Here is a 20,525-nt window from a genome sequence, read left to right on the forward strand (position 1 = left end):
TATCATGCGCATTTGCTTACATTGATAAACATATCAGGGAGAAAGATTAAGTGAATGTAACCTTCAATGTCAGAAAGCGTCCCGGCGCCCTGCTGATTGCCGGTCTGCTGAGCGCCACGGGCGTCAGCGCCGCAGAAGAGACAGAAGCACTGGCGGATGATGAGGCGATGCTGGTCACCGCTGAGCAAAAGCTGAAGCAGCAGCCCGGCGTGTCTACTATTACTGCGGAAGATATTAAAAAAAGCCCGCCGGTTAACGATCTCTCCGACATCATCCGTAAAATGCCCGGCGTCAACCTGACCGGCAACAGCGCCAGCGGCAGCCGCGGCAATAACCGCCAGATCGATATTCGCGGCATGGGGCCAGAAAACACGCTGATCATGGTAGACGGTGTGCCGGTCTCGTCGCGTAATTCCATACGCTACAGCTGGCGCGGCGAGCGCGACACGCGCGGCGATACCAACTGGGTGCCAGCAGAAATGGTAGAGCGTATTGAGGTCATCCGCGGCCCGGCGGCGGCGCGCTACGGCTCCGGCGCGGCGGGCGGCGTGGTGAATATCATCACCAAACGACCAACCACCGACTGGCACGGTTCATTCTCGCTCTTTACCAACCAGCCGGAAGACAGCAAAGAGGGGGCGACTAAGCGCGCCAACTTCAGCCTGAGCGGGCCGCTGGCGGGCGACGCGCTGACCATGCGTATGTATGGCAATATTAATAAAACCGACGCCGACGACTGGGATATCAACACCGCGCAAAACGGCTCCTATGCGGCAGGCCGTGAAGGCGTGCGCAATAAAGATATCAACACGGTACTCTCCTGGAAAATCAATCCAGAGCAGATGCTTGATTTCTCCTGGGGCTACAGCCGTCAGGGCAATATCTACGCAGGCGATACGCAAAACAGCAACGGCAATAACAGCGCCAATGGGCTGGTGGAATCGCTGGTCGGCAGCGAAACCAACCGGCTTTACCGCCAGTCTTACGGCCTGGCGCATAACGGCATCTGGGACTGGGGTCTTTCGAAGCTGACCTTTAACTATGAAAAAACCAACAATACGCGTCTCAAAGAGGGAACCACAGGCAGCGTCGAAGGAATGATCAACAGCAACACCTTCGACACCAGTCGACTGGAGAGCTATCGCGGCAACGCGGAAATTAACTTCCCGCTCGACTGGCTGCGCGAACAGACGGTGACGCTGGGTGCGGAGTGGAATCATGACAAGCTCAACGATCCCGCATCAATGCAGGGCACCAATTCGTCGGGGGTCACTATCGGCAGCGTCAGCGGCAACGCGGCGGATCGCAGCAGCACCAACAGCGCGACTCTCAGCTCGCTCTATTTTGAAGATAATATCGCCGCGACCGACACTACCGAAGTTATTCCCGGCATTCGTTTCGACTACCACAACAGTTTTGGCGCCAACTGGAGTCCGAGCCTGAACCTGTCGCAGGGGCTGGGAGACCACTTCAAGCTTAAGGCAGGGATCGCCCGCGCCTTTAAAGCGCCTAATCTTTATCAGTCTACCGAAGGCTATCTGCTCGCGACGCGCGGCAACGGCTGTCCGAAGAATATAACCTCGGGTAGCTGTTACCTGCTGGGTAACGCCGACCTTGAGCCAGAGGTGAGCGTCAATAAAGAGCTGGGTATTGAGTATACCCAGCAAGGCTATGTGGCGGGCATCACCTGGTTCCGCAACGATTACAAAAACAAAATTGTTGCCGGCAGCGAGATAGTTGGCAAAGCGTCCAACGGCTATAACATTTTGCGCTGGGAAAACGGCGGTAAAGCGGTGGTTGAAGGGCTGGAGGGCAACCTGACGGTGCCGCTGGTCGAAGATACTCTCGAATGGCGCAGCAATGCCACTTACATGATTAAATCGGAAAATAAAGAGACCGGTAATCCGCTGTCGATTATTCCCAAGTACACCATTAACTCGCAGCTGGAATGGCAGATAACTAGCGATCTCTCGGGCAATATCAACTGGACAATGTATGGCCGTCAGAAGCCGCGCCAGTATTCAGAAACGCGTCTGGATACCAAAAGCGCGATGTCGCAGCGTGAAATCGGCGCCTATTCGGTGCTGGGCCTTAATTTCAACTACGATCTGACGAAGAGCCTGCGCGCCAATGCAGGCGTCAGTAACCTGCTGGACAAGCGTATCTACCGTGAAAACTCGGGCGCATCGACCTATAACGAACCCGGCCGCGCTTACTATGCCGGATTGACGTATACCTTCTGACGTCGCCCCTGCCGCCGTTGCCTGCTTTTACTGCGCGACGGCGGCTTTCCGGCAACGGACCTGAATGTAAATATCAGGCCCATAATTTGCCGGGAAATGGCTCGCAAAACGTTAAGGCCGGGCTATCCCCGCTCCATTAAGCCAGCTATAATGCGCCGCTATTAAGTTGCAGCTGGTTAAATAAATGGCAAACAGCGACCCTCATTTAGAACATTTGAAACGCTGCCTGAAGCAAGAGGTCATGGTTTCTTCCGCCCCTTTTTCATGGTCTAAAACTATACATAGAGCGATAAAATGTCCGGGCCGACGTTATTACTTCTGGTGGCGTATAGCGAATTATCTTTATCTGAGCAAACGTCACCGCAAGCTTGCAATTCGTCTGGTTCGAAAACTGCGCATTAAATACGCTTGCGACATTCACCCCGGCACGCAAATCGGCGCTGGGCTTCGTATTTCGCACTTTGTCGGCATCGTTATTTCGCACCGCTGCATTATTGGCGAAAACTTTCACATCAAGCAAAACGTCACGATTGGCGTGCGGCATACCAGTCAGTCCGGTCATATTCATATCGGCGATAGGGTAGAGGTGGGCGCAAATAGCTGTATTATCGGTGATGATATCTATATCGGGAATAATGTGCTCGTTGGCGCGATGTCTTTCGTTAATAAAAATGTGCCGGATAATTCTGTGGTGTTGAATAAAAAAGAGATGACTATCCTTCCTGTCAACGCCTGACCGAAGCCCCCGTCTGGCGCGCCCCGGTTGATGTTAATCACTCAAAATGGACGTAGCCTGGCCGATCGCCCTGCCTTATTTTTTTCCTGTTTTCACTCTCTGAGGAAGCAGGAAAAATGCGTCACAACACCTTTTATTCACCTGGCACCGCCGCGCCTCAGCTGGGCGTCAGCCCGCTGTCATGGGTTAATGAAGTGCTCCACCATCTGGGTGCAGGCACGACCGCAGAGCAGTGCCTGCGCGAAGCGGCACAGGCTGGCTTTCAGGGCGTAGAGCTGAGCCGCCTGTTTCCGCGCGACGCCGACGCGCTCAACCTGCTGCTGGGCCAGCACGATCTGCAGCTGATTTCTGGCTGGTACGACGGCTTTCTTACCGAGCGCAGCGTGGAGGCGGAGCTTGAAGCGGTGCAGCAGCACGCAACCCTGCTCAGCCGCGGCGGCGCGAAGGTAATGGTTTACGGCGAATGCGGATGGATGGCGGAAAATGCGCTTGATATCCCGCTGCGGCAGCGCCGTCTGCTGCCCGCCGACCGCCTCGAAGCCTATGCTGAGCGTCTGTCGCGCTTCGCTGAGGCGCTGCTGCGCAACTATGGTTTGCAGCTCGCCTTTCACCATCATCTGATGATGACGACGGAAACCTTCGATGAAATCGCGCTTCTGCTTAACGCCTGTTCGCCCGATGTCGGCCTGCTGCTCGATACCGGCCATGCCTGTGCGGCGGGCTTCTCTTACCCGCTGCTGATTGACGCCTTCGCCGATCGAATCTGCCATATCCATCTGAAAGATGTGCGCGCCGATCGGCTGCAGCAGGCGCGCGCCAGCGACTGGACCTTTAACCAGGCAGTGCTGAACGGGTTGTTCTGCGTACCGGGCGACGGCGACGTCGATTTCGCGCCGCTGTCGCGCTTTATCGCCGAGCGCGGCTACAGCGGCTGGCTGGTGGTTGAAGCCGAGCAGGATCCCGCCATCGCGCCGCCGCTCGAGACGGTCACGCGCGCCCAGCGCTATGTCGCCCGTCATATTCTTCCCCAGGAGAGTCTCGCATGAGCAAAAAACACCTTAACGTTGGCCTGATTGGTTCAGGATTTATGGGTCAGGCGCATGCCGACGCCTGGCGTCGCGCCGCGCTGCTTTACCGCGATCTGCCGCTGCAGCCGCTGTTGCATACTCTTGCGGACGCCACGCCTGCGCTGGCGCAGGAAGCGGCGCAGCGATTCGGTTTCCGCCAGGGAACCGCGGACTGGCGGGCTATGGTGGAAGATCCCGAGATCGATATCGTGGATATCACTACGCCAAACAGTATGCATGTCGATATGGCGCTGGCCGCGATCCGCGCCGGAAAGCATGTTTATTGTGAAAAACCGCTTACCGTGTCGCTCGCCGATGCGCAGATGCTGGTGGAAGAAGCGGAACGTGCTGGCGTACAAACCTTTGTGGCATTTAATAATATTAAAACGCCCGCCGCGCAGCTGGCGAAACAGCTTATCGCGCGCGGCGATATCGGTACGCCGACGCGCTTTCGCGGCTGGTTCGATCAGGGATTTTTTAACGATCCTGAACTGCCCTGGAGCTGGCGCTGTTCGCGCGAACAGGCGGGTTCCGGCTCGCTGGGCGATTTAGGTTCGCACGTTATCAGCGTGGCACAGTATCTGATGGGCCCGGTTGAGAGCGTCGTGGGGCAGGAACAAATCTTTATCGACAGCCGTCCTGCGCCGGGCAGCGGCTCTGGCTATGGCGCGCAGGCCGATCGGCACGCCGCGCGCCTGGCGGTAGAGAATGACGATCAGTTTCAGGCGTTGGTGACCTTTGAGAATCGCGCCGGCGGCGTCATCGAGTCCTCACGCATTGCGGCCGGCAAAGTGTTCGGCATCGTCTGGGAGATTTCCGGTACGGCAGGCACGCTGATGATGGACGGCGAACGCTTTAATGAGCTAAAAATTGCGCGCTACGGCGACGATAAACGCGATCGCGGCTTTAAGACGCTCTATGCCGGTTCACAGGTGGACGCTTTTAGCGGCTTTTTCGGTTTCGATTTCGCGGGCGGCGGTCTCGGCTACTTCGACGTCAAGGTGATTGAGATTTTCGATCTGATTGGCGTGCTGAGCGGCGCGCGCGCGCCAGTAGCGGATTTTCGTTTCGGTCTCGAGAATCAACGCATTATCGAAGCGATGGTGCGCTCCTCTGCGGCGGGCAGGCGGATAAAGATTGCTGATTTATCCTGATGTAAAGCGAAGCGCGTAAGGTTATGATGCAGGCGCTGCGGGTCATGTGTCGTCAATATCCGCCGCGCCTTGCGGGAAAAAGCTGACAGATGCACAGGCGCGGGTTTCGACGCCAGGCTACGCTGAATAAACCCGTAATTCAGGAGAGAAAAGCCCGTGAAATTTGAAAATCAGGATGCGTTTAAACTGGCGGTGGCTTATATGGAGCGAAAAGAGAATGTCACCGGCATTACCGTCTACTTTAAATCCTTTATCGAGACCTATGTGAAATTCGATCGCTGGCTGAGCGCGGCCGATCCCGTACAGGCTGTCGAGGAGGAGAAAAAAGCGGCTAAAGCCAATCCGGATTCTCTGCTCTGACGCGTCGCCCGGCGGCGTAAGGCGGTCGGCTCTCCTTCAGCCTTAGTCTGTCAATATGGCATCCCTCGCCCGGCTCCGTCTGGGCGTTGTCACCTCTTTACAACAATGCGGTGACGCATTCGTCGCTTATCATCACTCTCCGTTTTATGCTTAACTTTCGCTCTACCTTTCTCAGTACGTGGTAAAAATGCACTATTTTAATGATCTAATGGGCTTTATTGAGGGAAATGTCGCCTTTTCAACCACCTTCAATATTATTATGCTGATCCTCGCCGGCATGATTGCGCATCTTGTCTGCAAGTTCTTCGTGGTCAAAGTCGTTCGCAAGGTCTTTTTCAGCGCCCATAAAAGCGACGTCCCGCTGGATAAAGATGTCAGGATATCGGAGAAGCTCTCCAACTTTATTCCTGTCATCACCGTCTACTATCTGTTGCAGTTTATGCCCGAGCTGCCCGAGCATCTGCAAATAGCCATCAGGACGCTATGCGGCATCCTGTTCTTCGTCTATTTATCGCTGTTCTTTAATGAAGTGCTGGAGATCGTTAACATCTCCTATTCAAAAAAGTCGAAGCGCAAGAATCACTCGATTAAAGGCTATATCCAGATCGGCAAAATCTTTGTGCATATTCTTTCGGCGATTATGATCCTGGCGATTATGTCGAATAAATCGCCGGTGATTATTATTTCGAGTCTGGGCGCGGCCGCGGCGGTTTTAATGCTGGTTTTTCAGCATACGCTGCTGTCGCTGGTGGCTAATATTCAGGTCTCCTCTAACGATGTGCTGCAGCTGGGAGACTGGATTGAGATGCCGGATAAAAATCTCAGCGGCGAAGTAACGGATATCGCGCTGCATACCATTACTATTCGCAACTGGGACAATACCATTTCCCGCATTCCCACCAAGAATTTTTTGACGGAAACCTACACCAACTGGCAGGCGATGTTTTCATCGGGAGCGCGTCGTATTATGCGCAGCTTCTATCTCGACCTCGACTCCGTCACTTTCGTCAATCAGGAGATGCTGCAGTCGATGGTGCAGCTGCGCGGCGTCAGCGAACCGCTCTCTGCGCTGCTCGACGGTCGTGATATCAGCGCCGTGGGCGATCGCTGGTTTATTGAAAACGGCATGACCAATCTTACCGTGTTCCGCCACTACCTGACGGCATGGCTGGCGCAGCGCGACGATATTCGCAAAGATATGTATATCGTGGTGCGAGCGCTCAAGCCTTCGCCCGATGGCCTGCCGATCGAGGTTTATTGCTTTACCTCGTCAACGCTGTGGGCCGATTATGAAAACTCGCAGTCGGCGATTTTTGAGTATATCTATGCGGTCGTCGGCCTGTTTTCGCTGCGCATCTATCAGCACCCTTCCGGCTCTGATTTCTGGCGTCTTTCGCGCCATCGCGCTCAGCCATCTGAAGAAAATCGCTCGCCTTACGCCTGAATACCTGGCGTTTCAGACAATTGCACCTTTTTCTTTCATTATGCCGCTGCGCGCAGCGGCACGCCCTGCAGCTTTGTTAAGTTCCCGAAAAACCGCACCTTTTGCTGTGATGTTCACTTGCGTAGAGAGAACCCCGGGCTACGCTTAAAGGGTGACTAGCTAGTCCTTTTATCTAATGGAACATTGATAGGAGTTCTGTCTATGACACAACAGAAGTACAGAGGCGGTGCTGGTAATTTTGCTAACGATCCGGAACGCGCAAAAGAAGCAGGCAGCGCAGGAGGCAAAGCCAGCGGAGGCAATTTCAGGAACAATCCTGACAGAGCCAGGGAAGCGGGCCGGAAAGGTGGCCAAAAAAGCCGTCGTCCGCCGGGTAATTCTGAGTAAGGTACCTTCAGGATGTTGTTCGCCATGGAATGGCGATTTTTCTTGCTCCTGTCCGTCCTCGCATAAAAAGGGGACCAGAAGTCAGGGATACGCCCCACCCGGCGCTTATCTCCGGCACTCGTAATGGCTTAGCTCTTGAAGGGGCTTAAGAATAGTCTCATAAAAACTTATGCTGACTTTAACCTTTTTTGCGCATGCGATTATTAGCCTGCTAACTTAAAGCCGCAAGCATTCAGGCGGCCGCTTCCTCTTTTCTGACGCTCCTCCCTGCTTTTATAGCTACACTAAATCAATCACCGGCTTTTTTGCCGCGCTGTTTTAACTGACGAGGTCAAGCTTATGCCGTCCGGACAGTTTTATATACTCGATAAGCCTGAGCTTTCTTTTAGCTGCCACTATCATCTCGACACCGTTGCCGATCGCGCTTTTGAATCGCGTATGCTGCTCGAGATCCAGAAAGATAATCAGCCGGTTGAGGCGTTTGCGCCGCTCAGCATTGGTCAGGATGTGGTGTTTGTTTCGCCCAGCGGCGAAGCGAAAAACCTTTATTTAATCAGCGAAACCGATACCCATTTTATTTTCTCTTCCCGAGCCTGAGGGCCAAACAGGCGTTTATATCGGCTCAACCTGCGTGAACGCCTGTACCGGGCATCACCTTATCAAGCCCGTTAGTCAGCAGCGTAAAGCACTGCAAGCGCCTGCTCAGACAGGCTCTCCTTCTTTACAGGTATCGGTGGCTTCCGTATTGTCAGCAATGATGAGCCGCAGCGTTCCCGGCCATCCGCAGGAAAACCCAGAACGGCTTCATATCGCCGCCGGGACCTTGCTGCTAACGGACAATGACGAAGCTTTTACGCTGCAGGCGGGCTGCTCAGCTGTGGCGATATCGGACGCGCCGCATAGCTACACCTGCGCGAATGATATTCCGCTCGCTTTGCCTATGACGGCGCATGATAAAGCGCGCTGAACCTTCCATTAAACGAGACCAGGACCCTGCTATGTTTACCGGCCTGAGCGCTTTTCCCCTTACGCCCGTTACAGCATCGGGCGTTGACGAAAAAGGGTTTACCCGCATCCTTGCGCGTCTGACGGCGGCAAACGTTGACGCGATCGGCGCGCTGGGCTCGACGGGCAGCTACGCCTATCTGACACGACAGCAAAGAGCGCGCGTCGCCGCTCTGGCCGTCGAGCATGCCGATAATATTCCAGTGATGGTCTGCGTCGGCGTAGTCAGCACGGCTGAAGTGCTGCACCTGGTTGATGATGCTCAACGCGCGGGCGCCAGCGCGCTGCTGTTGCCGCCGGTCAGTTATCAAAAGCTGAACGACGATGAAGTTTTTGGCTTATTCGAAACGGTATCGCGGCACGCTTCGGTTCCAGTCTGCGTTTACGACAATCCTGCTACGACGCACGTTGAATTCTCCGTTGAGCTTTATCAGCGCATCGCCGCGCTGCCCGGCGTACGGTCAATTAAAATTCCCGGCGTGCCAGCCGATACGGATAAGGCGCATGCCCATATCAGGCAGCTGCGCGCGGCTCTGCCGCAGCGAGTCAGCCTTGGCGTAAGCGGCGACGCCTTCGCCGGGACGGGTCTCAATGCCGGCTGCGATCTCTGGTATTCCGTCTGCGGCGGTCTCTTTCCCCATACGGCGAAAGCGATCACCACTGCTGCCGCGCAGGGCGATGGTGCGCGAGTCATGCAGCTATCTTCGCGCCTGGATCCGCTCTGGGCGTTGTACCGCAAGCACGGCGGCAGCATTCGCGTAATGGCCGCCGCCGCGGGGATACTCGGACTGACCGATCACGACGCGCTGCCTCGTCCGCTTCAGCCACTTTCGGCCGCGCACAGGCGCGAAGTCGCTGAGGTCATCGAGGCGCTTGAGCTGAGCTGATATTTTATCTTTTTTGCAGCAGCCAGCTTTTCCTGGCGGTAGGCCGGTTGCGCAATTATCCCGATTAACGCTTCGCTCTATTGTTAACGGGTTGCCTTTGTTTTGCGCTTAAAAAGCGGTGTCTAAACAAAGGCAATTCATCTATACTTTTGGGGTTATTTTTAGCAGAGAGCAGTTACATGTATAGTGAATTAGAGAGCTTATTGCAGCAGGAGCTGGATCAAATTAACCGCGCTGAAAATCGCAACGACCGCCCCTATTTTGACGTTTCTTTTATTAAGCAATACCCGGGCCTTTATGGCTTAATGTGTTTTTTGTTTATTATCACTATGGGCGTGCTGCTTTACTCCTCCTCATTCGGCACTATTGAATATATTGTCTGCTGCGTAATATTCGCCATCTGTAATTTCTTTTTCTTTTTCCATATCAACCCCTCATATAAAGTAAAAGATATTGATAAAGGCGCGCTGAAAAACTGCTACACCGGCGACTGGTATATGGAAGTTCACGTACGCGAGGCCTTTATTCAATCGCTGCTTGCTGGCAACGTTCTTAGCGATGAAGAGAAGACGCGTCTGAAGAGCCAGTACGATAAAAAAGGCTATCTCTACTTCGCAGATATTTATCGTCTCCGGCGATAGCGGTCGTTTAGCGCAGGAACGGCCTGCAACCAGGTTTTCCTGTGCTAAGCTTTTTGCATATTTCGGGCGAGACGAGGAAATATGGAAAATCATTCACCAGATAAGATGACCAATATCGTTATTGGCGAAGCTGTCATGCAGTTAGTGAGTGCAGGTGCGGAGATCTCCTGGCGCGCCGTGACGGAAACGCTGCAACGTCAGCTAAAAACAGAACAGGACAGTGAGCGCCTGATGGCGATGCGTCACGCCATCAATCAAGTGCATGATGAACTACGCGCTCATTACGGATCGCATGAATCGCTGTCGGGTCATCCTGCGGCAGAAAGATTGCTGCACTAAGACCGGCAGCTTTTGTTCGCCGTTCCCCTCTCCAGCCGCTCTCAGAAAAATCCTTTTATCTTTATAACGACTTTCGCTGGCGCGCTCGCGTGCCAGGCTTAAGACGCTTAACGAAAAGAGAACAGGAGAGAGCCATGAAAATCTGGATTGCCGTTTCCCTTGCCGCCGCGCTGAGCTGCTCCGTTATGGCGTCGCAGGGCCAGTTTGAAACTGCCGCGCCGACGCCTGCAGGCCAGACGGCGCATCGCTGATCAAATGCCTTCGTCGTCCGGCGTGCGTCCAACCACGATTTCCAGGCAGTGGCGCAGGACGTCGAGCTGTACAACATCATTGGTGCTCTCCAGCTCAGCGATAAGATAGATAATGATCGCTTTGCTGGTCACTCGCTTTCCGTGGATAACAATATCGCGAATAGCGGCGTCCAGCACCCGGGATTCCGCCTCGAGACGATCGCCCGCCTCGCGAAAATGGTGAAGAATTTCGGCTTCGGCAGAGAGGGTACGCTGAGAATGAGTGTATGTTTGCATGAGCTATTCTTATCGTATGGCCTGCGAAATGAATAGCAGTGCCGTTAACAAGGATGTTAAGGTCAGGCGAATCCGTTGAAGCCTGAGCGTTAACCTGAATAAAAAATGATCGCCGCGAAGATGAGCGATTAAAAAAGCATACCGATAAGCTGGTGAAGCTGCTGCTCTTCTTCCGGGCCAGAAGCCAGCTCCAGGCGACGGATAAGGCGCGAGCAGAGCGCTTTTCGGTTAAGATTTTGACCGGCGCGCAGGATCTCCGTCACAACCTGACCCAGAGTTTCCTGCTGCGACGGTTGCGCAGCGTTGCTGATATAGCGAACTGTGTCTGAAATGACGACGTTATGGCGCATGGTAAATCCTCTGCGTTAACAATTGATTAAATAGTGCTCATCAGAGCCTGCAGTAAAGTTATACAACTCTTACAAAGTTGTACAGCCTTTACGAGGTTGTACAGGTCTTATTTTTGTGCAAAAAGTGCTTAATCTGTCATTACAGCTGCTTAACCATGCGTTAAAGCGGCGAAAAGAAGGTTTAGTAAAGTTGTACAACTTTACAGGCAGGTAACGAAAAGGCGGATAAAGCGGGTGTCTTCCCTGACAACGATCTCCAGCCGGGACGCGTCAGACGCGCCCGATAATGAGGTTATCTTTCATCGTCGTTTTCCGACCGGAGCCGAATAACGTCTTCGCTGTGTCTTCCCTTATCTTCCCGACTCGCTACCGTCAGCCAGTGCAATTCGGTACGATCCCGGTTGTCATGATGCTGATAACGCTTTAGCCAGCGTCTGGCCTCCGTGATTTCAGTGAGCCTTGCGGCACGCGTTTCATTTTCCGCCATCAGACTAAGCTCAGCGATGAGTGTCTCAACGCTTATTTCCTTCTCACCGAGAGCCAGGCTGATAACCGCTTCGCCAATAATGGCGTGGCCTATCTCATCGTTGCGAAATAACACGTAATTTCCTCCTTTTCCGAATTTTGCATAACCTCATTTGTCAGTTTAGTGACCTGGGAACTTGTACACATTTATTATTTTTGTAAAGAAGCGGCTTTTATCCCGAAAAAGAGATCGGCAAGATGAGTCCTAAATTCAGCAAAATATGTAACTCCACGTAAAGCGAAGCGGTAAAGCGGAAAAACCTGATACTTTAAATTTAATCAACAGCAAATACAGTCAGTTGCATTATGGATAATCATTAACTTTTACCTCTACCCCTGGGGGAAATTGGCTGAATTTCCTTTTTTATTTAGCTTTTATTGGCAGAACAGACCGCTTTAATCCTGTTAACGCACAAATTAATCAGCGTTAATTGGCGTTGCCCTGCCTGTAGCTGTTAAGGTGACGTCGACAATCACGAAACCGGAGCATTCATGCTTACAACAATAATTTATCGCAGCCACATCGCTGACGAGGTTCCAGTCAAATCCCTGCCGGGTATGGTGGAGAAGGCAAGCCTGCTTAACGCCTCACATCAGGTAACGGGTATTCTGCTGTTCAACGGCACCCACTTTTTTCAGATCCTTGAAGGACCGGAAGCGGGCGTGCTGGATATCTATGGCAGAATCTGCAACGACAAACGTCACCATAACGTAGTGGAACTGATGCGCGACTATTCGCCGTCACGCCGTTTCGGCAACGCGGGTATGGAGCTGTTCGACCTGCGCGAACACGATCGCTCAACCGTGCTGCAGGCGGTGCTGGATAAAGGGACATCGCGCTATCGTCTGACCTATGACGATCGTGGTTTGCAGTTTTTGCGCACCTTTGTCGAATCGCGCGAAAAAGAGAATTATTTTGAAGTGCCGCCGGTTGAATACTGGGATTTCATTGCCGATCAAACGGGCGCATCAGAGGCATGGCCGGTCGATCGCGGCGTGACCTTTAAGCCGGTTATCGACCCGCTGGGTCGCCAGGTGACGGCGATCGAAGCTATCGCGACGCTCGGCGACGGCACCGCGCTTGAAGGCTTGCCAAAATATCAGGCGAGTCTGAATGCCGCCAGACAGGCCTTCGCCCAGGCGGGCAGAGCCTGCCCGGAAGGCATGCCGCTCTACGTCAGCCTGCTGCCAATGACGCTGGTAGCGATTCCCGAAGCGGTGCGCATTATCGTGGATGAAATCCGCAGCGCCGACCTGGTGCCGGAACAGGTGATTATCGGCGTCAGCGAAACTGAGGTGATTTCTCAGCTCGATGCGTTTTCGATCGCGGTAAGACAACTTAAGGAAGCGGGCATCAGTCTGTCGATCGATAACTTCGGCGACGGTTCGGCAGGACTCTCGATGCTGACGCGCATACAGCCTGACCGCATTCGTATCGACGCGGGTATTATTCGCGATGTGCATCGCAGCGGCCCGAAACAGGCGGTAGTGCAGGCCATTATCAAATGCTGCTCGGCGCTGGAAATTACCGTCATCGCCGCCGGTATCGAGCGTCCGGAAGAGTGGATGTGGCTGGAAGCAGCGGGCGTGATCAACTTCCAGGGCCGCCTGTTCAGCGATACCGGCGCCGCCGTCGCCTGGCCGGAGTTCCGCGAAGCTATTTAACGGACTGTATGTTGAGCAGGGATGCTCGCGCACTGTCTCTCCCCCTCACTGCAACAACGCCCCCCTTTTTTATCACCTGCAGACTCAGGTATGCTGCTGCCTTACTTTCGTTTGACAGGAGTCGCCGTGACAGAAAAACGCTACTACAACAGCGATGCGCTTGAAACCGAGACCAGCGTAATAAGCTGCACGCCTCAGGGCGAAGATCGCTTCTGCGTCATTCTCTCCGCGACGCTGTTCCATCCTCAGGGCGGCGGGCAGCCCTCTGACAGAGGCACCATCAACGGCGTAAACATGCTGCAGGCGGTGCAGGATGGCGATGAGGTTGTCCATTTCACCGATGGCGCGCTGGAAATCGGTCCGGCGCATTTAAGGGTGGATGCCGACCTGCGCGCGTTCCATTCCCGCTACCACTCAGCCGGTCATCTTATTGGACTGGCGGGGGAAAAATATGGCTGGCTGGGAATAAAAGGCAACCATAAGCCGGGTGAAGGACGCATCGTTTTCGAACCCGCTGGAGCCTTACTCCCCGTCACGGTTGACGACCTCACCGCAGACGTGGCGGCGCTGGTTAAGCGCGGCGACAGACGCGCCATCAGCGAAGCAGCAGGCAAACGCCTGGTGACCTGGGGCGATCTCAAGCCTTACGCCTGCGGCGGCACCCATGTGCTGAATACGGCGGAGATCGGCACCATTCGCATCCTTAAGATCAAAGAGAAAAAAGGCCAGCTCTCCGTTCAGTATGAACTGGATCGCTAACCCCAGGCGCGGCCTGCTAACTAACGCGCGTCGGCAGGAACGGGCGGATGCGCGGATGCGGCATCGATCTTAACCGGCACGCCTTCCCGCGCGGAACGATAGATCGCCTCCATTAACAGATGATCCTGCAAGCCCTCCTCGCCCGGCGTGTTCGGCGTGCGGTCATGCAAGACGCAGTCAGCGAAGTGGTCAATCTCCAGCGCGAACTGGTTTTGCGGCGCGAGCCGGATCTCACTCATCTGCTCCTGGCCATCCTGAAGCTGGGCCACATAAAGACGTTGTCCCTGGTAGGCAAACGCATTTTCCAGCTCCAGCGACCCTTTCTCGAGACGAATCTCCATATTTTTGCACTCATGCGCGCCGTAGCTGGTCGCGCAGTTAGCGATAGCGCCTGAAGGAAAACGCAGCATAAAGGAGAGGGTTTCCTCTACTTCTTTGTAGCGCTCATCTCCTACTGGATTCACTATCTGCGCGTACACCTCGGTGGGATCCTCCCCCAGCATGGTGCGCACGCCGTTAAGACAGTAGAGGCCGATATCAGGCAGCGCGCCGCCACCTGACAGCGCGGCGCGAACGCGCCACTGGTCGCCCGAGCCGTGCACCTGTGTATTGGTCGCATGTATAATGCGCGGCGCGCCAAGCTCGCCGGACTGAGTCAGGCGCGCCGTCTCAAGGTTAAACAGCTCATACTGGCAGCGGTAGGCGATCATCAGCCTGACGCCAGCCTCCCGGCAGGCTGCGATCATCTCTTGCGCCTCCGCCGAGGTATTCGCCATAGGCTTCTCGCACAGCACATGCTTGCCTGCTTTTGCCGCCGCCAGCGCATGATCGCGGTGCAGGCCATTGGGCGTCACGATATACACCGCCTCAATCTCGCTGTTTTCCGCCATGCGCGCCATCTCGTCGTAGCCATAGATGGCAGCCGGATCGATGCCATATTGCTCCGCGACGACGCGCGCCTTTTCTGGATGTCCGGAAACGAGGGCAACCGGACGCGCAAGCTGACTCTGGCGAAAAGCGGGCAGGATCTGATTAAGCGTCAGACGTCCCAGCCCGACAATCGCCACGCCCAGGCGTTTTTCTGGCGCGCGCAGCGTTTGCGGCTGCGGCTCAGGTCGATCGCCCGCGCCTTTCCAGTTTTCAAAGGTAATACTCTGCTGTTCAACGCGGCCGATATCTATCGGCTGCGGCGGGAGCGGTTTGCCCGCAACGGGCAGCTGTGGGCCGGTCGCGGTTCCTGGGCCAGCAGATGCGAACTTCGGTGATTTATGCGACATAGTGTCTCCTTTTCAGGCGTCCTGAGTGGTAAAGCATCGCTCAATGGCGCTAAACAGGCTGAACGCAGCCAGCATCAGCGACCAGATGGCGATAACCAGTAAGGCGAATGGGGGAAACCGGGCATCAAGCAGCGCGCCTGCCCAGGCTGATAACAGCCAGACCAGCCAGCGAAGCGCCAGCGGCGCGGCCGTGGCAACCTCTCCTTTGGCCAGGATGCGGCCCAGTCTGACCAGCGTGCCAGTCATAAAGGTCACGCCAGACTCCTGGCTGCAAACCTGGTTGAGCGCGCCCATCGCCAGAGCGATAAGCACCACCAGCGAATAAGGGTAATCAGGCGCGCCGGCAGGCCAGGCGACAAAAAAGAGCAGCGCGACCAGCGCCAGCAGAACGGGTGCCCGTCGGCCAGCAAGCCGGTTGCCAAGCCAGGCGGTAAACGTGGTGCTGATAAAAAAAGCGAATATAATGCCGAGCAATGGCAGCGCCTTAGCAACATCGCCCTGCTGGAGAGACTGCGCCAGTTTGCTGGTATCGCCAGTAATATAGACCGCCAGAAGCTCTTTACTGTGTTGATAAAGCAGGGAGTCGGTCAGTCCGGCGACGGTGACCAGTAGCAGGACAAAGGCGTGGTACAGCACCTGTGCAGAGGCAGGTTGAGTATCGCGGAGTGACGGCATAACGCTCCAGATTCTGGCAATAACGCATAGGGTTAATATCCAGATATAGGCAAAAACGGAGCGTTAAGCCAAACGGAGCGCAAGAAAAACGATGTATTCAATGGCGCGACCGCCCTTTCTAGCGGCAGTCTCCGCCACTCTTTTCGAGCGACTAACTTCTTGTTTTAAAAAGGGACTGTACAGGCAGTGCAGATGAGTCAGGATCAAGGTAAACCATGAAAACAGGCGCTGAAGAATCGAAGCTTAATCAGGCTCTCTGGTATCGACATTTCGGTGAGCCTGAACAGGTTCTCTCTCTGGAAGCGGCACCGAAACCGCCTCTTGCCGCGGGCGCTGTCCGGGTTAAAATGCGCCTCGCGCCGGTTAACGCCTCTGATTTAATTCCGATAACCGGCGCTTACCAGCACCGCATCGCGCTGCCGCAAATCGCTGGCTATGAAGGCACAGGCGTCGTCACCGAAGCGCCCCCCTCCCACGCCTTTCTTCTCGGCAAACGCGTGCTGGCCCTGCGGGGCGAAGGAACCTGGCAACGCTTTACCGACGTTCCTGCCGACAGGGTGATCAGGGTGCCGGAGAATATAGACGACACCCTGGCCGCACGCGCTTATATCAATCCCCTTGCGGCCCGGCTGATGCTCGACCACTTTTCGCCTGCGGGTAAACACCTGCTGCTTACGGCGGCTGGCAGTGATTGCGCGCTGCTGGCGGGACAGTGGGCGCTTAAGGCGGGCGCGCTTTCCGTGACGGGCGTTCATCGTTCACCGGTCCATGCCGCGCGGCTGGAGGCGTGCGGCATAACGCCGGTACAGCAGAACGACAGCGCAGCCCTGCACCACTATGCTGCCCGCGCCGCGCTGGTATATGACGCGACGGGCGGCGCGCTGGCGGAAGAGATACGGGAACGGATGCCGACATCCGGCCAGTTTATTTCTTACGGCCTGCTCTCCGGGCAGGCATTCCCTCTGCGCCAGGCTCTACCGCGCGTTCACTGGTTCCATATCAGAAACTACCTTCCGGCGATGGACGCCCAGGCGTGGCAGGCTATCTTTGCACGTCTCTGGCCAGCGCTGGCGCAAAGCATAACAGGCAGCGCAACCTGCTACGCCTTCGACGACTGGCGTGCGGCCATTACAGAGTGGCGTTCCGCCGGGAGAACCAGCAAGCCGCTGCTGCGTTTTGCATAAGTCAGCGTGGCTGGCGTTTCAGGCCTGGCCGTTGAGAAAGGTTTGCTTAAGCAGCAGACGGCCTGATGTTGACTACGCCGCCGTATCGTCATTCTGCGCTTCTCGCGATCGCTCCTGATAGAGTTTATCGGTGCCCAGCCGTTTAACAGCGCGCTCCCAGTGCGAATGCCGACAGTAGCGGCACGCTTCCTCCGGTGCCGATCGCTGTTCAATAACATAACCGCAGTTGCCGCAGGCGTAGCTGTTATCCACCAGGATGCGCTGGTCAAACTCTTTGCTTTGACCCGGCAGGATCCACAGTCCGGAGCGCGGCTGTCGATAGCGCAGCAGGCTGACGCGTCCAGACGGCTCCAGCCAGGCACGCCGCACTTCGCCAAGGTGCTGAATATCCAGCGCGCGCAGTTCGGAAAAAATGCGCGCGCGGGAAAGCTCCGCGTGACGCAAATGCTCCTGCGCCAGCCTGCCGTCCTGCACCAGCATCGTGGCGTCGCCCTGACTGAGGATTTCCATCTTATGCGAGCGAAAAGTGAGCCAGGAAAGCAGGCGAAAGCAGCCTACCAGCGTCACCAGCAGCACTACGGTAGGCAGAATGCCCTTTTCCGGGGTCTGGAGCGGCGCGCCGATGGCGGCACCGAGCATCACCATGATCGCCAGCTCAACGATGCTGAGCTGACCGGCAAACCGGCGTCCCATAAGACGCAACACAATCAGCAGCGCCAGATAGATAATGACAAAACGCAGCAGCACTTCGAAAGCAAAGCTCCAGGGCGCTTCGCCAATCAGCCACTTATGCAGCATTTCCATAAAAGGTCAGTCCTCCAGCGTAATGGATGCGGGCGCCCACTGCCTGGCTTCGCAGGCGCGACAGTTTTCCTCAAAGCCCGCGCTTTCAAGCTGGCCGCAGCGCGTACAGACGCAGTGTTCGCTGTCACGCATCGCCTCGCGCAGTTCGCTGTCTCTTTCAGGCACAATAGCGAGTCCGGCACCCGGCGTGTCGCTCCATACCAGCGTCAGGGCGCCCGAAGGTTCAATATAGACCCGGCTCAGCTGACCCAGCTGCTGCACGCCGCGTCCGCGCAGCAGCGAAAAAAGTTTTTCACGCGACAGCGCGGTAGACTGCAGCGAATCAAGATCGAGTCGGCCTTCGCTCAGCGCCACGCTGGCGCGGCCTGTCAAAAGCTGATCGAGGCGACGGTTACGCACGCTGAGCATGCCGAGAAGATGCTGCAACGCGACGATACCGCCCACGATCAGCAACGGCGGCAGCAGGCCGCGTTTTTCATCCAGCAGCGGAACGCCGATGGTGCCTGCCAGCGCGATCACGGCAGAAAGCTCAATCAGCGTATATTGCGAGGCGACGCGCCTGCCCAGCAGGCGCATGGCGAGAATAATCAGCACAAAAAACAGAACGGCGCGGCCGACGACTTCCAGTAAAAAAACGGGCGGTGTCTGTCCCAAAAAAATGCGTGTCATATCGGACAGAAAGATCTCATCTTGCTTCATCACAACGTCCTCAGCGAACCAGCAGAATGATGAGTATAAATGCTTTTTTTGACCTGCCGCCGTTATCGCCTTTCAGAGATATCGACAGAACGTTGCGTTCCTCACAGCGAAAATCGGTGCCGCTGCGCTATGCTAAAGCAGTAACACACAGCAACGTGTTGCCTACGAAATCAAGAAACTAAAGACACTCTCTGCTGCCCGCCTTGCGCGGGCTTTTTTGTCTGGCGGGTGGCTGGCCGAGCGTTACCGGCCGATGCAGGCAAGGTAATCCGCCGCGCTGCTGCAGGAAATATGCGCGTTTATGCGCGCCATCATGTCGCTGAAAAAAGGATTTGAGGTGGCCCGCATAAAGGTTTCCGGCCCTACCGTCAGGCTGTCGGTTTCCCCGCGCAGCGAGATCATGCCCAGCGAGATGCCATAGCGGTTCGGCTCGTCGGGCTGTTCGCCATAGAGGGCGTCGCTCAAAGGGAAAGGCACAGCGATATGCGATAAAGAGAACATATCCTGCGGCCATGACAGCTTTAACGGTTCTACCCGCTCTGCCGCCTCACCCGGCGGGAGAGTGCGAGCGACCGTCTCGTATGTGTCAGGCGTCCGGTTAGTTATCACCACGCTACGCCAGGTGCGCGGCGCGGAAGGGAGCAGACGACTGACCGCCGTGGTGAGAGGCGCGCGGAATAACGCGCTCATATTAGCGGCCTGATTGATATCGACGATCACCAGCGTGCTGCCGTTGCGCGGCAGATAACGATAAAGCGCATCGACAACCGCGCGGGTGCTGACCGTGGCGTCCATGACCGACTGAAAGGTGAGCACAGGCGCAAGCGCGGCAAGCTGCCCACTGTTTGACGCCTGCACAATTTGCGCCTGCAACGACTGCGTCAGCAGCCAGGACTGACGCGCGGCGTTGACAGGAAAAGAGTTATATTTAAAAGGGTTATATTCGGGAAGAACGTTAAGCCAGGCCGCTCTGGCAAAGGCAGGAAAAAGTGCGGGCCAGCCCGCAATCCCGGCAAAGCGGGCGTAGCCGGTAACGCCGATCATCGGCGACAGCAAAACGATCTGCTGCGGCGCGCGCAGCTGCCGATCGCTCAGGCTCTCCAGGGCATACTTCATCGCCAGCGCGCCGCCGTTTGAATAGCCCACCAGATGAAGCGGTCGTTGCGCTCCCGCCAGGCGGGTCGCTTCCCGCACAGCCAGCCGGGTCGCCGCCATCCAGCTCTGCCAGCTTACCGCCGTGAGCGATCCTGGCGCGGTACCATGTCCCGGCAGACGCGGCGCAACGGCGACAAACCCACGCTGCCGATAATCTTCTGCGAGATAGCGCACGCTATAGGGCGAGTCGGTAAGACCATGCAACAGCACCACCGCGCCGCGAATTTCACCTTTGGGCATCAGGACAAACGAACGGTTCCAGTCGGTCTGGAAATGCGCCGGGTAGACCGCGCTGCCCGGATAAAAGCGGTTCAGGGCGTTTTTATCCCCCTCGCTCAACGCATCGTTAAGGTTAACTTTCATATCCTGAAAGATGCGCGCCTCCTGCCGCTGGTAATCGGCAAAGCTGGCGCGGTCCATCTCAGCGGGCGTCATCTCATCAGCAACCCAGCTGTGCCAGAGATGCAGCGGCGGCCCCTGCTCCGACTGATAAATCCGACCGATGAAAAAAACCAGCAGCAGAACGGCGACGCCGATAGCGGCTCGTCTGGCCAGCGTTACGATAGTATGAGTGCGCGCCATCTGATTGTCCCTTTGTCAACTGACGCCGATTCTGCAGCAGAAGCCGCCGCACAACCAGAG

Annotated in this window: 23 protein-coding genes; 15 read left to right on the plus strand and 8 right to left on the minus strand. The window is 55.8% G+C overall.

The window, feature by feature from the left end; genetic code table 11:
* Positions 1-50 precede the first annotated feature (50 nt).
* The 12 genes from D7S44_RS15900 to D7S44_RS15955 all read left to right on the plus strand — a co-directional run bounded on the left by D7S44_RS15900 (position 51) and on the right by D7S44_RS15955 (position 10,263).
* Positions 51-2,243, plus strand: a complete 2,193-nt coding sequence (locus D7S44_RS15900) for a TonB-dependent siderophore receptor (protein WP_120456491.1) — start codon at positions 51-53, stop codon at positions 2,241-2,243.
* Positions 2,244-2,427: 184 nt separating this feature from the next.
* Positions 2,428-2,979, plus strand: coding sequence for a serine acetyltransferase (locus tag D7S44_RS15905; RefSeq protein WP_120456493.1), 552 nt, complete (start codon positions 2,428-2,430; stop codon positions 2,977-2,979).
* Between the two features lie 116 nt (positions 2,980-3,095).
* The gene (gene iolE / locus D7S44_RS15910; RefSeq protein WP_120456494.1) at positions 3,096-4,025 is read left to right on the plus strand and encodes a myo-inosose-2 dehydratase; all 930 of its coding nucleotides are present in this window, start codon (positions 3,096-3,098) and stop codon (positions 4,023-4,025) included.
* Entirely contained in the window at positions 4,022-5,200 is a 1,179-nt protein-coding gene (locus tag D7S44_RS15915; protein ID WP_120456496.1) for a Gfo/Idh/MocA family protein, read from the plus strand. Before iolE ends, D7S44_RS15915 begins: the two co-directional genes overlap by 4 nt.
* Before the next feature lie 156 nt (positions 5,201-5,356).
* Positions 5,357-5,560, plus strand: coding sequence for a hypothetical protein (locus D7S44_RS15920; protein WP_120456498.1), 204 nt, complete (start codon positions 5,357-5,359; stop codon positions 5,558-5,560).
* A gap of 187 nt (positions 5,561-5,747) precedes the next feature.
* Complete coding sequence (locus D7S44_RS15925) at positions 5,748-7,004, plus strand: mechanosensitive ion channel family protein (protein WP_120456500.1); 1,257 nt, start codon at positions 5,748-5,750, stop codon at positions 7,002-7,004.
* A 201-nt stretch (positions 7,005-7,205) separates the two neighbouring features.
* Positions 7,206-7,391: a con-10 family general stress protein gene (locus tag D7S44_RS15930; protein WP_120456501.1), complete on the plus strand. Its 186-nt coding sequence runs from the start codon at positions 7,206-7,208 to the stop codon at positions 7,389-7,391.
* 339 nt (positions 7,392-7,730) lie between these two features.
* Positions 7,731-7,988, plus strand: coding sequence for a hypothetical protein (locus D7S44_RS15935; RefSeq protein WP_120456503.1), 258 nt, complete (start codon positions 7,731-7,733; stop codon positions 7,986-7,988).
* Between the two features lie 136 nt (positions 7,989-8,124).
* Positions 8,125-8,358 (plus strand): cupin domain-containing protein, encoded by a 234-nt coding sequence (locus tag D7S44_RS15940; RefSeq protein ID WP_147402114.1) that lies wholly within the window; start codon positions 8,125-8,127, stop codon positions 8,356-8,358.
* A gap of 31 nt (positions 8,359-8,389) precedes the next feature.
* Positions 8,390-9,283 (plus strand): dihydrodipicolinate synthase family protein, encoded by an 894-nt coding sequence (locus D7S44_RS15945; protein ID WP_120456507.1) that lies wholly within the window; start codon positions 8,390-8,392, stop codon positions 9,281-9,283.
* Between the two features lie 179 nt (positions 9,284-9,462).
* Positions 9,463-9,924 (plus strand): YlaC family protein, encoded by a 462-nt coding sequence (locus tag D7S44_RS15950; RefSeq protein WP_120456509.1) that lies wholly within the window; start codon positions 9,463-9,465, stop codon positions 9,922-9,924.
* Positions 9,925-10,005: 81 nt separating this feature from the next.
* Positions 10,006-10,263 carry a hypothetical protein gene (locus tag D7S44_RS15955; RefSeq protein WP_120456510.1) on the plus strand — a complete coding sequence of 86 codons (258 nt, stop codon included), beginning with the start codon at positions 10,006-10,008 and terminating at the stop codon, positions 10,261-10,263.
* 251 nt (positions 10,264-10,514) lie between these two features.
* Here D7S44_RS15955 and D7S44_RS15960 read toward each other — a convergent pair whose 3' ends face one another.
* The 3 genes from D7S44_RS15960 to D7S44_RS15970 all read right to left on the minus strand — a co-directional run bounded on the left by D7S44_RS15960 (position 10,515) and on the right by D7S44_RS15970 (position 11,741).
* On the minus strand, positions 10,515-10,790 hold the full coding sequence (locus D7S44_RS15960; protein WP_120456512.1) for a biofilm development regulator YmgB/AriR family protein: 276 nt from the start codon (positions 10,788-10,790) through the stop codon (positions 10,515-10,517).
* 128 nt (positions 10,791-10,918) lie between these two features.
* On the minus strand, positions 10,919-11,140 hold the full coding sequence (gene ycgZ / locus D7S44_RS15965) for a regulatory protein YcgZ (protein WP_120456513.1): 222 nt from the start codon (positions 11,138-11,140) through the stop codon (positions 10,919-10,921).
* 292 nt (positions 11,141-11,432) lie between these two features.
* Positions 11,433-11,741 (minus strand): hypothetical protein, encoded by a 309-nt coding sequence (locus D7S44_RS15970; protein ID WP_120456515.1) that lies wholly within the window; start codon positions 11,739-11,741, stop codon positions 11,433-11,435.
* 416 nt (positions 11,742-12,157) lie between these two features.
* On the opposite strand from D7S44_RS15970, the gene D7S44_RS15975 reads away from it, so the two are divergent.
* Positions 12,158-13,330: a diguanylate phosphodiesterase gene (locus D7S44_RS15975; protein WP_120456517.1), complete on the plus strand. Its 1,173-nt coding sequence runs from the start codon at positions 12,158-12,160 to the stop codon at positions 13,328-13,330.
* Between the two features lie 126 nt (positions 13,331-13,456).
* Positions 13,457-14,089 carry an alanyl-tRNA editing protein gene (locus D7S44_RS15980; RefSeq protein WP_120456519.1) on the plus strand — a complete coding sequence of 211 codons (633 nt, stop codon included), beginning with the start codon at positions 13,457-13,459 and terminating at the stop codon, positions 14,087-14,089.
* Positions 14,090-14,109: 20 nt separating this feature from the next.
* On the opposite strand, the gene D7S44_RS15985 is transcribed toward D7S44_RS15980, so the two are convergent.
* Together D7S44_RS15985 and D7S44_RS15990 are read right to left on the minus strand one after the other, a co-directional pair.
* Positions 14,110-15,366: a Gfo/Idh/MocA family protein gene (locus D7S44_RS15985; RefSeq protein WP_120456521.1), complete on the minus strand. Its 1,257-nt coding sequence runs from the start codon at positions 15,364-15,366 to the stop codon at positions 14,110-14,112.
* A 12-nt stretch (positions 15,367-15,378) separates the two neighbouring features.
* Positions 15,379-16,041, minus strand: a complete 663-nt coding sequence (locus D7S44_RS15990) for a DUF1275 family protein (protein WP_120456523.1) — start codon at positions 16,039-16,041, stop codon at positions 15,379-15,381.
* 215 nt (positions 16,042-16,256) lie between these two features.
* On the opposite strand from D7S44_RS15990, the gene D7S44_RS15995 reads away from it, so the two are divergent.
* A complete protein-coding gene (locus tag D7S44_RS15995; protein WP_120456525.1) occupies positions 16,257-17,225 on the plus strand; it encodes a zinc-dependent alcohol dehydrogenase family protein in 969 nt (322 codons plus the stop codon).
* A 72-nt stretch (positions 17,226-17,297) separates the two neighbouring features.
* Here D7S44_RS15995 and D7S44_RS16000 read toward each other — a convergent pair whose 3' ends face one another.
* From D7S44_RS16000 to D7S44_RS16010, 3 genes are all read right to left on the minus strand, one after another.
* Positions 17,298-18,029 (minus strand): DUF421 domain-containing protein, encoded by a 732-nt coding sequence (locus D7S44_RS16000; protein WP_120456527.1) that lies wholly within the window; start codon positions 18,027-18,029, stop codon positions 17,298-17,300.
* 6 nt (positions 18,030-18,035) lie between these two features.
* Positions 18,036-18,728, minus strand: a complete 693-nt coding sequence (locus D7S44_RS16005) for a DUF421 domain-containing protein (protein ID WP_120456528.1) — start codon at positions 18,726-18,728, stop codon at positions 18,036-18,038.
* A gap of 243 nt (positions 18,729-18,971) precedes the next feature.
* On the minus strand, positions 18,972-20,465 hold the full coding sequence (locus D7S44_RS16010) for an alpha/beta hydrolase (protein ID WP_120456530.1): 1,494 nt from the start codon (positions 20,463-20,465) through the stop codon (positions 18,972-18,974).
* Between the last annotated feature and the right edge of the window lie 60 nt (positions 20,466-20,525).

It is taken from the genome of Pantoea piersonii (assembly GCF_003612015.1).
Classification (GTDB): Bacteria; Pseudomonadota; Gammaproteobacteria; order Enterobacterales; family Enterobacteriaceae; genus Pantoea; species Pantoea piersonii.

Excerpts from the sequence above, each read along its gene's own strand:
- D7S44_RS15905 (WP_120456493.1), top strand. The coding sequence starts at position 2,428 with ATGGCAAACAGCGACCCTCATTTAGAACATTTGAAACGCTGCCTGAAG.
- iolE (WP_120456494.1), top strand. The coding sequence starts at position 3,096 with ATGCGTCACAACACCTTTTATTCACCTGGCACCGCCGCGCCTCAGCTG.
- D7S44_RS15915 (WP_120456496.1), top strand. The coding sequence starts at position 4,022 with ATGAGCAAAAAACACCTTAACGTTGGCCTGATTGGTTCAGGATTTATG.
- D7S44_RS15925 (WP_120456500.1), top strand. The coding sequence starts at position 5,748 with ATGCACTATTTTAATGATCTAATGGGCTTTATTGAGGGAAATGTCGCC.
- D7S44_RS15930 (WP_120456501.1), top strand. The coding sequence starts at position 7,206 with ATGACACAACAGAAGTACAGAGGCGGTGCTGGTAATTTTGCTAACGAT.
- D7S44_RS15935 (WP_120456503.1), top strand. The coding sequence starts at position 7,731 with ATGCCGTCCGGACAGTTTTATATACTCGATAAGCCTGAGCTTTCTTTT.
- D7S44_RS15945 (WP_120456507.1), top strand. The coding sequence starts at position 8,390 with ATGTTTACCGGCCTGAGCGCTTTTCCCCTTACGCCCGTTACAGCATCG.
- D7S44_RS15950 (WP_120456509.1), top strand. The coding sequence starts at position 9,463 with ATGTATAGTGAATTAGAGAGCTTATTGCAGCAGGAGCTGGATCAAATT.
- D7S44_RS15955 (WP_120456510.1), top strand. The coding sequence starts at position 10,006 with ATGGAAAATCATTCACCAGATAAGATGACCAATATCGTTATTGGCGAA.
- D7S44_RS15960 (WP_120456512.1), bottom strand. The coding sequence starts at position 10,790 with ATGCAAACATACACTCATTCTCAGCGTACCCTCTCTGCCGAAGCCGAA.
- ycgZ (WP_120456513.1), bottom strand. The coding sequence starts at position 11,140 with ATGCGCCATAACGTCGTCATTTCAGACACAGTTCGCTATATCAGCAAC.
- D7S44_RS15975 (WP_120456517.1), top strand. The coding sequence starts at position 12,158 with ATGCTTACAACAATAATTTATCGCAGCCACATCGCTGACGAGGTTCCA.
- D7S44_RS15985 (WP_120456521.1), bottom strand. The coding sequence starts at position 15,366 with ATGTCGCATAAATCACCGAAGTTCGCATCTGCTGGCCCAGGAACCGCG.
- D7S44_RS15990 (WP_120456523.1), bottom strand. The coding sequence starts at position 16,041 with ATGCCGTCACTCCGCGATACTCAACCTGCCTCTGCACAGGTGCTGTAC.
- D7S44_RS15995 (WP_120456525.1), top strand. The coding sequence starts at position 16,257 with ATGAAAACAGGCGCTGAAGAATCGAAGCTTAATCAGGCTCTCTGGTAT.
- D7S44_RS16000 (WP_120456527.1), bottom strand. The coding sequence starts at position 18,029 with ATGGAAATGCTGCATAAGTGGCTGATTGGCGAAGCGCCCTGGAGCTTT.
- D7S44_RS16005 (WP_120456528.1), bottom strand. The coding sequence starts at position 18,728 with ATGAAGCAAGATGAGATCTTTCTGTCCGATATGACACGCATTTTTTTG.
- D7S44_RS16010 (WP_120456530.1), bottom strand. The coding sequence starts at position 20,465 with ATGGCGCGCACTCATACTATCGTAACGCTGGCCAGACGAGCCGCTATC.